The 12,392-nt window shown below is 59.9% G+C and carries 12 protein-coding genes; 5 read left to right on the forward strand and 7 right to left on the reverse strand.

Annotated features, from left to right (window positions below):
- Window positions 1-14 precede the first annotated feature (14 nt).
- The 3 genes from recR to HPDFL43_RS00905 all read left to right on the forward strand — a co-directional run bounded on the left by recR (window position 15) and on the right by HPDFL43_RS00905 (window position 2,327).
- Window positions 15-620 (forward strand): recombination mediator RecR, encoded by a 606-nt coding sequence (gene recR / locus HPDFL43_RS00895; protein WP_007199664.1) that lies wholly within the window; start codon window positions 15-17, stop codon window positions 618-620.
- A gap of 8 nt (window positions 621-628) precedes the next feature.
- Entirely contained in the window at window positions 629-1,018 is a 390-nt protein-coding gene (locus tag HPDFL43_RS00900; protein WP_007199665.1) for a RidA family protein, read from the forward strand.
- A 61-nt stretch (window positions 1,019-1,079) separates the two neighbouring features.
- Window positions 1,080-2,327, forward strand: a complete 1,248-nt coding sequence (locus HPDFL43_RS00905) for a lytic murein transglycosylase (RefSeq protein ID WP_007199666.1) — start codon at window positions 1,080-1,082, stop codon at window positions 2,325-2,327.
- A 49-nt stretch (window positions 2,328-2,376) separates the two neighbouring features.
- On the opposite strand, the gene HPDFL43_RS00910 is transcribed toward HPDFL43_RS00905, so the two are convergent.
- Complete coding sequence (locus HPDFL43_RS00910; protein ID WP_169743212.1) at window positions 2,377-3,120, reverse strand: class I SAM-dependent methyltransferase; 744 nt, start codon at window positions 3,118-3,120, stop codon at window positions 2,377-2,379.
- A 461-nt stretch (window positions 3,121-3,581) separates the two neighbouring features.
- On the opposite strand from HPDFL43_RS00910, the gene HPDFL43_RS00915 reads away from it, so the two are divergent.
- Entirely contained in the window at window positions 3,582-5,027 is a 1,446-nt protein-coding gene (locus HPDFL43_RS00915; RefSeq protein ID WP_007199668.1) for an aldehyde dehydrogenase family protein, read from the forward strand.
- A gap of 73 nt (window positions 5,028-5,100) precedes the next feature.
- On the opposite strand, the gene HPDFL43_RS00920 is transcribed toward HPDFL43_RS00915, so the two are convergent.
- Window positions 5,101-6,099, reverse strand: a complete 999-nt coding sequence (locus tag HPDFL43_RS00920; RefSeq protein ID WP_007199669.1) for an NADPH:quinone reductase — start codon at window positions 6,097-6,099, stop codon at window positions 5,101-5,103.
- 223 nt (window positions 6,100-6,322) lie between these two features.
- On the opposite strand from HPDFL43_RS00920, the gene HPDFL43_RS00925 reads away from it, so the two are divergent.
- On the forward strand, window positions 6,323-6,649 hold the full coding sequence (locus HPDFL43_RS00925; protein WP_007199670.1) for a DMT family transporter: 327 nt from the start codon (window positions 6,323-6,325) through the stop codon (window positions 6,647-6,649).
- A 50-nt stretch (window positions 6,650-6,699) separates the two neighbouring features.
- Here the strand turns inward: HPDFL43_RS00925 and HPDFL43_RS00930 are convergent, their stop codons facing one another.
- From HPDFL43_RS00930 to HPDFL43_RS00950, 5 genes are all read right to left on the reverse strand, one after another.
- On the reverse strand, window positions 6,700-8,223 hold the full coding sequence (locus HPDFL43_RS00930) for a fused MFS/spermidine synthase (RefSeq protein WP_156970148.1): 1,524 nt from the start codon (window positions 8,221-8,223) through the stop codon (window positions 6,700-6,702).
- A gap of 288 nt (window positions 8,224-8,511) precedes the next feature.
- The gene (locus tag HPDFL43_RS00935) at window positions 8,512-9,285 is read right to left on the reverse strand and encodes an ABC transporter ATP-binding protein (protein WP_007199672.1); all 774 of its coding nucleotides are present in this window, start codon (window positions 9,283-9,285) and stop codon (window positions 8,512-8,514) included.
- Entirely contained in the window at window positions 9,282-10,037 is a 756-nt protein-coding gene (locus tag HPDFL43_RS00940) for an ABC transporter ATP-binding protein (RefSeq protein ID WP_007199673.1), read from the reverse strand. Before HPDFL43_RS00940 ends, HPDFL43_RS00935 begins: the two co-directional genes overlap by 4 nt.
- 17 nt (window positions 10,038-10,054) lie before the next feature.
- Window positions 10,055-11,269, reverse strand: coding sequence for a branched-chain amino acid ABC transporter permease (locus tag HPDFL43_RS00945; protein WP_007199674.1), 1,215 nt, complete (start codon window positions 11,267-11,269; stop codon window positions 10,055-10,057).
- Window positions 11,270-11,273: 4 nt separating this feature from the next.
- Complete coding sequence (locus HPDFL43_RS00950) at window positions 11,274-12,305, reverse strand: branched-chain amino acid ABC transporter permease (RefSeq protein WP_040449469.1); 1,032 nt, start codon at window positions 12,303-12,305, stop codon at window positions 11,274-11,276.
- Window positions 12,306-12,392 lie beyond the last annotated feature (87 nt).

A 12,392-nucleotide genomic window follows, 5' to 3' on the forward strand; every position in this document is an offset into this window, starting at 1 on the left:
GGAGCCAGATCCGAATGCAGAAGCGCGTCACCGGCCCGGAAATCGAACGGCTGATCCAATTGCTTGCCCGGGTGCCCGGGTTGGGGCCCCGCTCGGCACGCCGTGCGGCGTTGCATCTGATCAAGAAGAAAGACCAGCTCATGGGACCGTTGGCACTGGCCATGAACGAAGCCCATGACAAGGTGCAGATCTGCTCGACCTGCGGCAACGCCGACACAGTTGACCCCTGCACCGTCTGCACCGATCCCGCGCGCGATCAGAGCGTGATCATCGTCGTTGAGGATGTCGCTGATCTCTGGGCGCTGGAACGTGCTGCCGCGATGAATGCCGGCTACCATGTGCTGGGTGGCACCCTGTCGCCCCTCGATGGCGTCGGCCCGGATGATTTGTCAATCGCGGGCCTTGTGGATCGCGTCGCCAGGGGCGGCGTTCGCGAGATCCTGATTGCGGTCAATGCCACAGTCGAGGGACAGACAACCGCCCACTACATCACCGAGCAGCTTTCAGGCTTCGACCTCAAGGTCACCCGGCTTGCCCATGGCGTACCGGTGGGCGGCGAGCTCGACTATCTCGACGAGGGCACCTTGGCTGCCGCCATTCGCGCCCGAACCGCATTCTAGGGGCTCCCATGACAAAATTCTCCAACCCCGGCACCATGCCGATGCCGGCGTCGAACTATGTCCAGATGGTCGAGACCACGGGCCCGGGCCGCAGGCTGATCATTTCTGGCCAGATCGGCGTCGCTGCGAATGGCGAGGTTTCGCAAGGCTATGAGGCCCAGGCGGAACAGGCCTGGCGCAATGCGCTCGCAGGGCTCGAAGCCGCCGGCATGGGGCTCTCCGATATCATTGCGATCCGGGTCTATGACGTGGCGCCGGGAAATGTCGCCGCCTATCGCCAGATCCGGGACCGGATGCTTCAGGGCCATGCCCCGGCCTCGACCTATGTGATTGTGGCTGGGCTGGCCAGCCCGGATTTTCTTACGGAGATCGAGGTTGAAGCCTTCGCGGTGGACTGAGTCGATGCAATGCGGTTCACCCGCCATTTTCTGACAAGCTTTGGCGCGTTAGGATGACCCCATGATTCGAACCGCCGTCTTTGCAGTCCTGAGCCTTTTGGTCGCCTTGTGCGGTGTCAGCCCGGCATGGGCTGCCACGAAAGCGCAGGTCGAATCCCAGTTTGCCCGCTGGCTCGAGGCGGATCTCTGGCCTGAGGCGCGCGCAAAGGGCGTCACCAAACAGGTCTTTGACCGCGCCTTCAACGGGGTCCAGCTCGACTGGGATCTGCCGGATCTTGCACCTCCCGGGTTCCCCAAGCCAAAAAAACGCACCCAGAGTCAGGCGGAATTCAGAAGCCCTGGCGCCTATTTCAGCGAAAAACGGCTGCAGAGCCTTGCCGCGTCGGGCCGCTCGCTGATGCAGAAACACCAGGCCGTGCTGCGCCGGATCGAGGACAAATACGGTGTGCCGGCCTCGATCATTGTTGCCGTCTGGGGCCGCGAATCCGGTTTTGGCCGCGCCAAGATCCCCCACTCCGCAGTGGGTGTGCTGGTCACCAAGGCCTTCATGTCCACCCGGCCTGACCTGTTTCGCACGGAAATTCTCGCCGCCCTGCAGATTCTCCAGCGCGGCGATGTTTCCGCGTCGGCCATGCGCAGCTCCTGGGCGGGTGCCATGGGGCAGCCCCAGTTCCTGCCGTCGAGCTATCTCAAATTTGCCGTCGACTTTGACGGCGACGGCAAGCGCGATATCTGGAACTCCATCCCTGATTCGCTCGCATCGATCGGCAATTATCTTGCCCAGTCCGGCTGGGTCCGCGGCCGCGACTGGGGCTTTGAGGCGGTGATCCCGCAAGGGACCACATGCGCCCTTGAGGGGCCGGACCGGGCGATGCCAATCCGCGATCTCACGGCTATGGGCATCATTCGCATCTCGGGCCGGCCGTTTCCCGAACATGAGCGCACCGCACCGGGCATGGTGCTTGTGCCCGCAGGCATCTACGGGCCGGAATTCGTTGTCACGCCAAATTTCTATGTGATCAAGGAGTACAACAACTCCGATCTTTACGCGCTGTTTATCGGCAATCTTGCCGACCGCATGGCCTATGGCGGCGGCGCATTCATCACGCCTTGGGGCAATGTCGGTGGCATGCTCCGCTCGGACATTGCCAAGCTGCAGACAGTGCTCGAGCGACAGGGCTATGACGTTGGTGGTGCCGATGGTCTGCCTGGCTACAAGACCCGGCGCTCAATCGGCGAGTGGCAGGCCAAGAACGGCGCGCAGCCCACCTGCTTCCCGACACCTCAACTGCTCAAGGGTTTGAACTGACAAGAGCCCGAACATCAGTTCTGGCAGGGGGAATGCCCGAATTTCTCTCTCAGCCTGGCCGTTTGTTGGAACCGGTCAGCTTGCCGACCTGATATCTGAAATAGCTCGAGATCATCTTGCCACCTGCATAGAGATGCTCGGAGAGCGCTCGGCCCTTCGCCGCTTCAGCCTCGACACTGCCAGCTTCCGTCGTGCCTTTGCGGAAGATGATTCCGGTCGGAGCCACGATCCGTTCCGGCGCCAGTCCGGCCTGTGCCGCAGCAACAATCAGATTGTGTTGGTTGAAGCCCAGAAGATGGGCGAAATGCAGGGCGCCGAACCCCTTGTTGGGATGAGTCTTGCCCAGATCAGGCACTTCGATGAACACAAACCCGTCCGGCTTCGCCCAGGCCGCCATCTGGCGCAATGCATCCACCGGATTGCTCAGATGTTCAAGCACGTGGAAACAGGTGACCAGATCGAACTGGTCCGAATAGGTCACATCCTGCCAGCCATTGACCGTGATCCGGTCGCCATATAGGGACTTGGCGTGGCTGCCATAGGTGTCGCCCGGTTCAAAGCCGTGTGCGTCGTGCCCAAGCGCAAGCATCGCGCCCACGAATTCACCTGAACCGCAGCCGAAATCCAGCGTGCGCCCGGTGCCGGGAAGCAGTCCTTCGAGCTGACTCACCCTGCCTGCGGCTTCCAGCCGTCGCTTTCTCAGGTGCTTTTCCTTCGGTGCAGTATCAGCGGCCTGATAGTCGAAGCGGTAGAAATCCGAGTAGTATGTCGAAAGTTCTGCGTCAGTCGGCATCGGATTTGTGAAAATCAGACCACAAAAATCGCATGCAACGGTCGGGAGCCGTTTGAGTCTGCGGTCAATTCCGGCGATGCGTGTATGATTTTCATGGCCGCACCCGGGGCAAGCGACTTCATGGCCCTGATAGGGGTAGCCTGTGAACGGCAAGAAGAATGACAGGATACTGTAATTCATGAAGTCAGCCCGGTGTTCGATGCCATAGGCGCCCGAAGTCGACGCCGAAAGATGACGCCCCAATACGCTGAAATGAGTGGTATGAAAAGGTTTCTGCGACCGATCAGCGGATATGCGGGGTTCTTGCAATCTGCCGGCGTCATTGTTGACTTTGGGCTTGCATGACAACAACTGTCAGGTGGAGGCGGAAACAAGGTTGCATTCATCCCCCTTCCCCCCCTAGAGATCGGGCAGTCAATGTTTCCGGCGGTATGTACCGGTGAAACTGTTTGGAGAATTTCATGATCGAGAAACGCGAATTCTACATCAATGGTGAATGGGTAGGCCCGCGTGCCGGCCGTGATTGCGAGGTGATTGATCCGTCGACGGAAGAAGCTTGCGCGGTGATCTCGCTGGGCGGAACCGAAGACACCAATGCTGCCGTCGCCGCTGCCAAGGCGGCCTTTGATGAATGGTCGCAGACCGATCCTGAGACCCGGCTGGGCTACGTCAAGAAGATCCGCGAGATCTATCTCGAGCGCGCCGAGGACATGTCTAAGGCGATCAGCCTCGAGATGGGCGCACCGATCGAGATGTCGCGCGCCAGCCAGACCACGTCGGGCACCTGGCACATCGACAATTTCATCACGGCGTTCAAGGATTTCAAGTTTCTGCGCCCGCTCGGACCGCATGCGCCCAATGACCGGATCGCCATGGAACCGATTGGTGTTGCCGGCCTGATCACGCCTTGGAACTGGCCGATGAACCAGGTCGCGCTGAAGGTCATTCCCGCGCTTTTGACGGGTTGCACCATGGTGCTCAAGCCCTCCGAAGTCGCGCCGCTGTCCTCGATCGTCTTTGCAGAAATTGTCCATGCCGCTGGCGTTCCTGCCGGCGTCTTCAACATGGTCAATGGCGACGGAATGGGTGTCGGCACCGATCTGTCCACTCACCCCGATGTCGACATGATCAGCTTTACCGGCTCGGCGCGCGCCGGCGCCGCGATTTCCAAGGCTGCCGCGGACACCTTCAAGCGCGTCTGCCTCGAACTTGGCGGCAAGGGTGCAAATCTCGTGTTCGCCGATGCTGACGAGAAGGCCGTGACGCGCGGTGTCCGTCACTGCTTCAACAACACCGGTCAGAGCTGCAATGCACCAACCCGCATGCTGGTTGAGCGCCCCGTCTATGAACAGGCCATCGAGACTGCGATCAAGATCGCCGAATCCACCAAGGTTGCGAGTGCGCACCAGGATGGAAATCACATCGGTCCGGTGGTCTCTGCTGCCCAGTATGAGAAGATCCAGGGCTACATCCAGAAAGGCATCGATGAAGGGGCTCGGCTTGTGGCAGGCGGCGTGGGCCGTCCCGAAGGCCTCAACCGTGGCTATTTCGTGCGTCCGACCGTGTTTGCCGATGTGTCCAACGACATGACCATCGCACGCGAAGAGATCTTCGGCCCGGTGCTGTCGATCATGCCGTTCGACACCGAGGAAGAGGCGGTCGCCATCGCCAATGACACGATCTACGGCCTGACCAACTACGTCCAGAGCCAGGATGGCGCCAAGCGCAACCGCCTGGCCCGCCGGCTGCGCTCCGGTATGGTCGAGATGAACGGTCAGTCACGCGGTGCCGGTTCACCCTTTGGCGGCACAAAGACATCCGGCCGGGCCCGCGAAGGCGGCGTCTGGGGGCTTGATGAGTTCCTTGAGGTAAAGGCCATCTCCGGCTGGGATCCTGCTGCCGAGTAGGTCAGACCGTACTGGATTATTGCATTTGACGGCTCGCTTTGAAATGAAGCGGGCCGTTTTGCTCTGTGGGCAATCAGATCGTCAGGATTGCGTTGCCCGTGAGCTGGCCGCCTTCCACCGCCTGATGTGCCGAGACCGCGTCAGCAAGCTCGAAGCGGGCGTCTATGCGCGGCGTCAGTGCGCCACTTGTGAGCAGCGCATTGATGTCGGCAATGGCCAGGCCTTTTGCCTTGTCAGACATCGAATAGACGAACACCGGCTGAAGACAGATGTTGCGGAAGGCCAGAGGATAGAATGGCAGCTTGGGTGTCATGTCGCTTGATGAGGCATAGGCACCCACTGTCGCATCGAATGCCAGGATCTTCGGGTAAAGGGTCACGTGGGCGGCGAGATCCACCTCCACGACATGCTCCACGCCGTTCCGGCCGGCTTCCTGCGTGATGCGTGCCTCGAGGTCTTCGCTGCGATAGTTGATCACCACGTCCGCTCCTGCATCGCGTGCGATTGCGTCCTTGGCCTGCGAGCTGATTGTCGCAATCACCCGTGCCCCCATCGCCTTGGCGATCTGGATTGCCGAATGGCCCACCGCACCGGCACCTCCGGTCACCAGAACCGTCTTGCCGGAAATCGGACCGGCCCAGGTGACCGCACGATGCGCCGTCATTGCCGGAACACCGAGGCATGCGCCGGCCTCGAAACTTGCCACATCAGGCAGCGGAGCGGCGAGGGCGGCGGGCACGCAAGTCAGTTCCGCCGCGGTGCCCGAGACACCCTGGCCCAACCCGTCCGCCGAGCGATTGACATTGTAGAGCCAGACGCGCTCGCCAACGCGCGACGGCTCCACACCTTCGCCGACCGCATCAATCACCCCCGCACCGTCATTGTGAATCACGACCCGGTCCGCAACCATCGGCCCCTGAACCCCGCTGCGCAGCTTGACGTCCGACGGATTGACGCCTGACGTGTGCATCCGGACGCGAACCTCGCCGGGTCCCGGGGCAGGCGTATCCACATCGTGCAGTTCAAGGGTTTCACCGGCGGCGCCACGGGCGACACAAAACATTGCTTTCATGACTGTTCCTCTCCAATGCTGTGAGCGCATAGAGACTGGCTATCACCATCAGGGCAAGAGTGGAAACACCTGTGGGGATGACAAAAAGTGTTTGGGCGCAAGACCGTGCTTGATCAAACCCGCCCAACAGATATGGTTTCGGGTAATCCATCAACCACGTCCATAGCCCTTGAGGCGTGGTCCGTGGTTGGCTTCTTTCATCTCACATACGGAGAGACCACCTATGGTCTGGTTCTATCTCCTGATCGCGATTGCCGGCGAAGTGGTTGGCACCACGGCTCTCAAGGCATCCAACGGGTTCACCCACTGGGGCTATGCAGGGTTTTCCTTCGCCAGCTACGCCTTCGCCTTCTACTTTCTCGCGATCGTGCTCAAGACCATGCCGGTCGGTGTCGCCTATGCGATCTGGTCAGGCACCGGTGTCGCCATGGTCACGATGATCGGTGTTTTCGTGTTCGGGCAAAAGCTTGATCTGTACGCCTATCTCGGCATTGCGCTGATCGTCGCTGGCGTTTTGGTGCTCAACATCCTTTCCGACACGACCGCATAAGGCTGTATTGCAGTCTCAATCGGGTGCTCGTTGACGAAAATGACCGCCCGTCACCCACCCCACAGACTGCCTGCCAGCAGCCGGTCAATCGGCGCGTAATCATCGCTCAATACGATTGAGCCACCACGCTCCGTTAGCCGCTGCACGAAACTGTCAGCCAGCGCCGCAAACCGGGTCGGATCAGAAGCGCCGGTGACAATCGTTGAGAATGGTGTGGGTTGCGACCCTGCGGCCAGCACGAAAACGCGCTGCTCACCGGCTACGGGTGGTTGTTGGGCGGTCCAGACTTCGACGCTGGGGAAAACGGACTGCAAAGTGGCGGTGATCGCGCCCAGCGCCTCAAGCCGTTCGGGAAAATCCACCACATTCATCAGGAAAACGCCGTCGTCGCTGAGCCGGTCTCGAACCAGCGTGAAGAACTCATGGGTGACCAGATGTGAGGGGACCGCGATGTCACCGAAGGCATCCCCGACGATCACGTCATAGCGCCGCTCGCTTCGTGTGAGCAGCGCCCGCCGCGCGTCCTCGTGCAGGATCTCGAACTGACTGGCTGCAACCCAGAAATCCCGGACAGCAATGGCGGTGACGTCCGGATCGATCTCGGCGACCGTAACAGGGCCGGTATTGCGGTCGGCCCAGGCGCGTGGCACCGAATAGGTGCCGCCGCCAATAAAGAATGTCGAAAAAGCCTCCGACCCCATCCGTCCCCTGCCGATCTCGTCAATCATTGCCGTGAATTCGGAGAACATGAGGCGGGGTTGTTCCCGCGAACTTGTTCCATGCGAGAGATGATCGAGCACCAGGCGGCGAACTGGAGACGCGGGGTCAGCCGAGACATCCAGAACCTTGATGCAGAAATAGCGGCTTTCCAGAGAGCAATAGGAAAGGCGGGTAAGGGTGACGGCGCTCATTGCGATGGCAAGGCCCGCAACAAGCACAGGCAGGCCCGGACGCTGAACCGGCCGCGCCATGAAAAACAACAGGCCGGCCGAGGCCAGATACACGAGGGTCACAATTGACAGCGTGATTGCGGTGCCGAGCCAGGGGATGAACAAAAAGCCCGCCAGCACCGTACCGGCGATGGCACCCACGGCGCCAGCAGCGAACATCGCCCCCAAGGCCCGCCCTGACTTGTCTGCCCGCGTTGTAACGGCGATCTGCGTGAGCACCGGAGCCGGGACCCCGGCAAAAACCGAAGGCAGAAAAAAGACGCAGATTGTCAGGATCACAATGCTTACGACCGGATGGCCGACACTTTCGAGAACCGGGCCGCCGGTGAAGCGCAGCAGCACCAGCGCGCATCCTGTTGCAAAAGCCGCTGCAAGCAGAACCCAGCCGGTATAGACCAATGCCTGCCGGGCGGTGCGTTCGGCCACGTGGCCGCCCCACCAATGGCCCACCGAGAACCCTGCCAGCACCACCGCAATGATCGACGTCCAGGTGTAGAGCGACATGCCCACATAGGGCGCGAGCATACGCCCCGCGACGATCTCCACAACCAGGCTGGAGCCGGAGACCACGGCCTGGATGGCAACCAGAAGAGCCAGCGGAGCTCGCGCTTGGGAAAGTGTCATCGGCAGGTCTCCGCAGTCAGGTCTGGCCACAGTTTTATCTGGCCCTTGCCGCTGTACAAGCGGCCCCAAGGCAAAATGCGCATTGCCCCTCGACGGGATCCATCAGAACCGGGCCGAACAAGCCAGCTTCGGTCCTTGCCACCAACCAACTGTCGTTGTGCGACCTTATTCCTCCCATGCCTGACGATGGCGAATTCCCTGCCGGCTGGTGAATGCAAAACGCGCCCAAATGCATCGATTTGAGCGCGTTCTGGAAAATTGGCCTGAAGGACCACAGCACCCCTGCCTCTAGATGGCGAGGTACTCCTCGCGCAGTTCCTTGTTGTCGAGCACTTCTTTCGCGGTGCCGTCAAACACCACAGTGCCTGTGTCGAGGATCACCGCACGGTCGGCCAGGTTGAGCGCACGCACCGCGTTCTGCTCCACCAGGATCGTCGTGATGCCCTGCGCCTTAATGATGGCAAGCGTCTTCTCGATTTCGTCGACGATAACCGGCGCCAGGCCTTCATAGGGCTCGTCGAGAAGCAGGACCTTGATGTCGCGCGCCAAAGCACGGGCAATCGACAGCATCTGCTGCTCGCCTCCAGACAAGGTCACACCTTCCTGTTGACGGCGCTCGCCAAGCCGTGGAAACAGCTCATACAGCCGCTCGATCGACCAGCCGATGGGTTCGACGATCTGCGCCAGCTGCAGGTTTTCCTCAACCGTCAGCCCCGGAATGATGCGGCGGTCTTCGGGAACCAGAATAAGTCCCCCACGCGCTGCCTCATGGCTGGGCATGGTATGCAATGGCTTGTGATCGAGCCAGATCTCACCATGGGTCAGCGTCGGATTTGACAACCGTGCCAGTGTCCGCAGCGTGGATGTCTTTCCCGCGCCATTGCGGCCGAGCAATGCCAGGATCTCGCCTTCGTGGACATTGAACGAGATTCCCTGAACGATGTAGCTCTCGCCGTAATAGGCGTGGATATCGTGAACCGACAGGAAGGCCGGTGCAGTCGCCGCATGGTTCCTGTGTTTTGAGAAGTCAGTTGTGCCGGTTTCTGCAACGACCGCGTTCATGCCGCTTCTCCCAGATACGCTTCTTTCACTTTCGGGTGGCCCTTGATGTTTTCGGGAATGTCTTCGACAAGCGGCGTGCCCTGAGCAAGCACGGTAATCCGCTGCGCCAGCGAGAACACCACATGCATGTCGTGCTCGATGATCGCCATGGTGATGTTGCGCTTGGTGTGGATTTCCTTGAGCAGCTCGATGGTGTTGTTGGTATCAGCCCGCGACATTCCGGCCGTCGGCTCATCAAGCAGCAGCAGGCGCGGCTCCTGCACCAGGCACATGGCCATTTCCAGACGGCGCTTGTCACCACGTGACAGCGATGCACCATGCATCTCGCGCTTGTCTATCATATTGACTTCCGTCAGCATTTCTTCAGCGCGCTCGATGATCGCGTGTTCCGAGGCGATGCTTTCGATCGCATGCATCCGGAACGAGCCGTCGCGCTTGGCAAAGCAGGGAATCAGCATGTTTTCCATGACCGTCAGGTCGCCGAAGATCTCCGGCGTCTGAAACACCCGGCTTATGCCCATCTGGTTGATCTGGAAAGGCGTTCTACCAAGCACCGAATTTCCGTCAAAGGTCACGGTTCCGGTGTCGGGCACGAGCTTGCCAACCAGAACGTTGAGCAGGGTCGATTTGCCCGCGCCGTTGGGACCGATGATGGCGTGGACCGAGTTTTCCGCGACCGACAGGTTCACATCGCCCAGGGCCTGCAACCCGCCGAAGCGCTTGTTGACGTTTTTGACTTCAAGAATACCCATTGTCGAAATATCTCCGGTCAAGCCACATGCGGTGAAGGTTTGGGGTGATGCTCGGGATCCTTGCCGGGGTCCGCTTTCTTCTTGCGCGAGAGCATGTTGCGGATGCGCTCTCCGCCTTCAAGCAGGCCTCCGGGCAGGAAGATCACGACAAGCATGAACACGATGCCCAGGGTAAGGTGCCAGCCCTTGCCGATGAAGGGATATATGATCGTCACCAGCAGGTCCTGCAGGCTTTCTGGCAGGAAAGCGAACCATTCATAAAGGACACCTTCATTGATCTTGGAAATGATGTTCTCCATGTATTTGATCATGCCGGCTCCCAGGACCGGGCCGATCAACGTGCCGGCACCGCCGAGAATGGTCATCAGCACCACTTCGCCCGATGCGGTCCAGAACATGCGTTCCGGGCCCACCTGAGTGTCCATGGCGACCATCAGTCCGCCAGCCAGACCGGCATACATGCCCGAAATAACAAAGGCTGCCAGCGTGTAGGGCTTGGGATTGAGGCCGGTGTAGTTCATCCGTGTCTGGTTGGTCTTGATCGCGCGAAGCATCATGCCGAATGGCGAACGGAAGATGCGGATCGCCATGTAGAAGGCCAGCAGCATGACGATGGCTGCGACGTAATAGCCTGCATTGAAGGTGAACAGCCAACCACCGATGTTCAGTTCATAGCTGGACTTCATGGTCAGGCCGAAGAGGTTCGCAGCCGGCAATTCGCCATCACCCAGCGCCGCGTCAAAAATACGCGGATCGGCGACCTTGGGCTGCAGGCCGGTTTCACCGCCGGTGATCGGTGTCAGCACCGAGTAGGCCAGGGCGAAGGACATCTGCGCGAAGGCAAGTGTCAGGATCGAGAAATAGATGCCCGAACGACGCAGCGAGATCCAGCCAACGAACAGCGAGAACAGGCCCGCCACGATAACTGCGAGGATGATGGCCGGGATGACATTCATGGTCATCAGCTTCATCGACCAGATCGCGGCATAGCTTCCCACACCCAGAAATGCGGCATGTCCGAAGCTGAGATACCCGGTCAGGCCAAACAGGATGTTGAAACCAACGGCGAAGATGCCAAAGATCACAAACCGCTGCATCAGATCTGGGTAACCCGCATTGAACTGCGCCAGAGCGGAGTCCACCGGGAACGGGTTGAGCAGGAATGGCGCAAACGCGGTCAACGCGGCCACAAACATCAGGAGGGCGAAGTCTTTCTTTTGCAAGCCAAGCATCTGATTACTCCTCCATGACGCCTTTACGACCCATCAGTCCTCGCGGACGGGTGAGCAGAATTACAATTGCGACGAGGTAGATGATGATCTGGTTGATGCCGGGAACAACCGACAGCACCTGCGCCATCGACGCGAAGCTTTCGAGAATGCCAAGCAGGAAACCGGCCAGAACAGCGCCCGGTAGGGATCCCATGCCGCCGACCACAACCACCACGAAGCTCAGCACCAAAAAGTCCATGCCCATGTGGTAGTTCGGTGAATTGATCGGTGTGTACATCACCCCGGCAAGGCCGGCGACGACCGCGGCAATGGCGAACATGATGGTGAAACGCTTGTCGATGTTGATGCCGAGCAGGCCCACGGTTTCCCGGTCAGCCATGCCCGCGCGCACCACCATTCCGAAGGTCGTGAATTGCAGGAATGAGAACACTGCAGCGATGATTGCGGCCGCAAAGGCGAAATAGACCAGTCGCCAATAGGGATAGATGATCTGCCCGGCCTCCAGGCCGATCAGTGCGCCGAAGTCGAAGCTGCCGGCGAACACATCCGGTGCTGGTGTCGGGATCGGGTTTGCACCGAAGAAATACTTGATGATTTCCTGAAGCACGATGGCAAGGCCGAACGTTACCAGGATCTGATCGGCATGCGGGCGCTTGTAGAAATACTTGATCAGCCCGCGCTCCATGGCGAGACCAACCAGGATCATCACCGGGATCGCCAGGATGATCGACAGCGGCACAGACCAGTTGATGAGAACCGACCCCAGTTCGGGTCCGAACCAGCTCTCGACATAGGGCGTTTCAATTTTCAGCGGATTGCCGAGGAAGTCTTTGCGGGTTGGGTCCTCCGTCACCGTGGAAAGGCTCAGGATTCGGCTGAATATGACCGCGCAGAACGCGCCGATCATGAACAGGGCGCCATGGGCGAAGTTGACAACGCCCAGGGTTCCGAAAATGAGGGTAAGGCCCAGGGCGATCAGCGCATAGGCGCTGCCCTTGTCGAGCCCGTTCAGTATTTGCAAAAGTATCGCTTCCATGGCCATCCCACGTGAAAAAATGTCACGCCACTGTTGTGTGCTGGCCTATGCCAGCACGTGCTATGCTACAGTTTGAATCGGCCCGCG

The sequence above is a fragment of the Hoeflea phototrophica DFL-43 genome (assembly GCF_000154705.2).
In the GTDB taxonomy this organism is placed as follows: domain Bacteria; phylum Pseudomonadota; class Alphaproteobacteria; order Rhizobiales; family Rhizobiaceae; genus Hoeflea; species Hoeflea phototrophica.

Bases quoted from the DNA above. Each gene is read 5' to 3' on its own strand.
- HPDFL43_RS00920 (WP_007199669.1), bottom strand. From the start codon at position 6,099: ATGAAAGCAATGTTTTGTGTCGCCCGTGGCGCCGCCGGTGAAACCCTT.
- HPDFL43_RS00935 (WP_007199672.1), bottom strand. From the start codon at position 9,285: ATGAACGCGGTCGTTGCAGAAACCGGCACAACTGACTTCTCAAAACAC.
- HPDFL43_RS00925 (WP_007199670.1), top strand. From the start codon at position 6,323: ATGGTCTGGTTCTATCTCCTGATCGCGATTGCCGGCGAAGTGGTTGGC.
- HPDFL43_RS00900 (WP_007199665.1), top strand. From the start codon at position 629: ATGACAAAATTCTCCAACCCCGGCACCATGCCGATGCCGGCGTCGAAC.
- HPDFL43_RS00930 (WP_156970148.1), bottom strand. From the start codon at position 8,223: ATGACACTTTCCCAAGCGCGAGCTCCGCTGGCTCTTCTGGTTGCCATC.
- HPDFL43_RS00915 (WP_007199668.1), top strand. From the start codon at position 3,582: ATGATCGAGAAACGCGAATTCTACATCAATGGTGAATGGGTAGGCCCG.
- HPDFL43_RS00940 (WP_007199673.1), bottom strand. From the start codon at position 10,037: ATGGGTATTCTTGAAGTCAAAAACGTCAACAAGCGCTTCGGCGGGTTG.
- HPDFL43_RS00910 (WP_169743212.1), bottom strand. From the start codon at position 3,120: ATGCCGACTGACGCAGAACTTTCGACATACTACTCGGATTTCTACCGC.
- recR (WP_007199664.1), top strand. From the start codon at position 15: ATGCAGAAGCGCGTCACCGGCCCGGAAATCGAACGGCTGATCCAATTG.
- HPDFL43_RS00945 (WP_007199674.1), bottom strand. From the start codon at position 11,269: ATGCTTGGCTTGCAAAAGAAAGACTTCGCCCTCCTGATGTTTGTGGCC.
- HPDFL43_RS00950 (WP_040449469.1), bottom strand. From the start codon at position 12,305: ATGGAAGCGATACTTTTGCAAATACTGAACGGGCTCGACAAGGGCAGC.
- HPDFL43_RS00905 (WP_007199666.1), top strand. From the start codon at position 1,080: ATGATTCGAACCGCCGTCTTTGCAGTCCTGAGCCTTTTGGTCGCCTTG.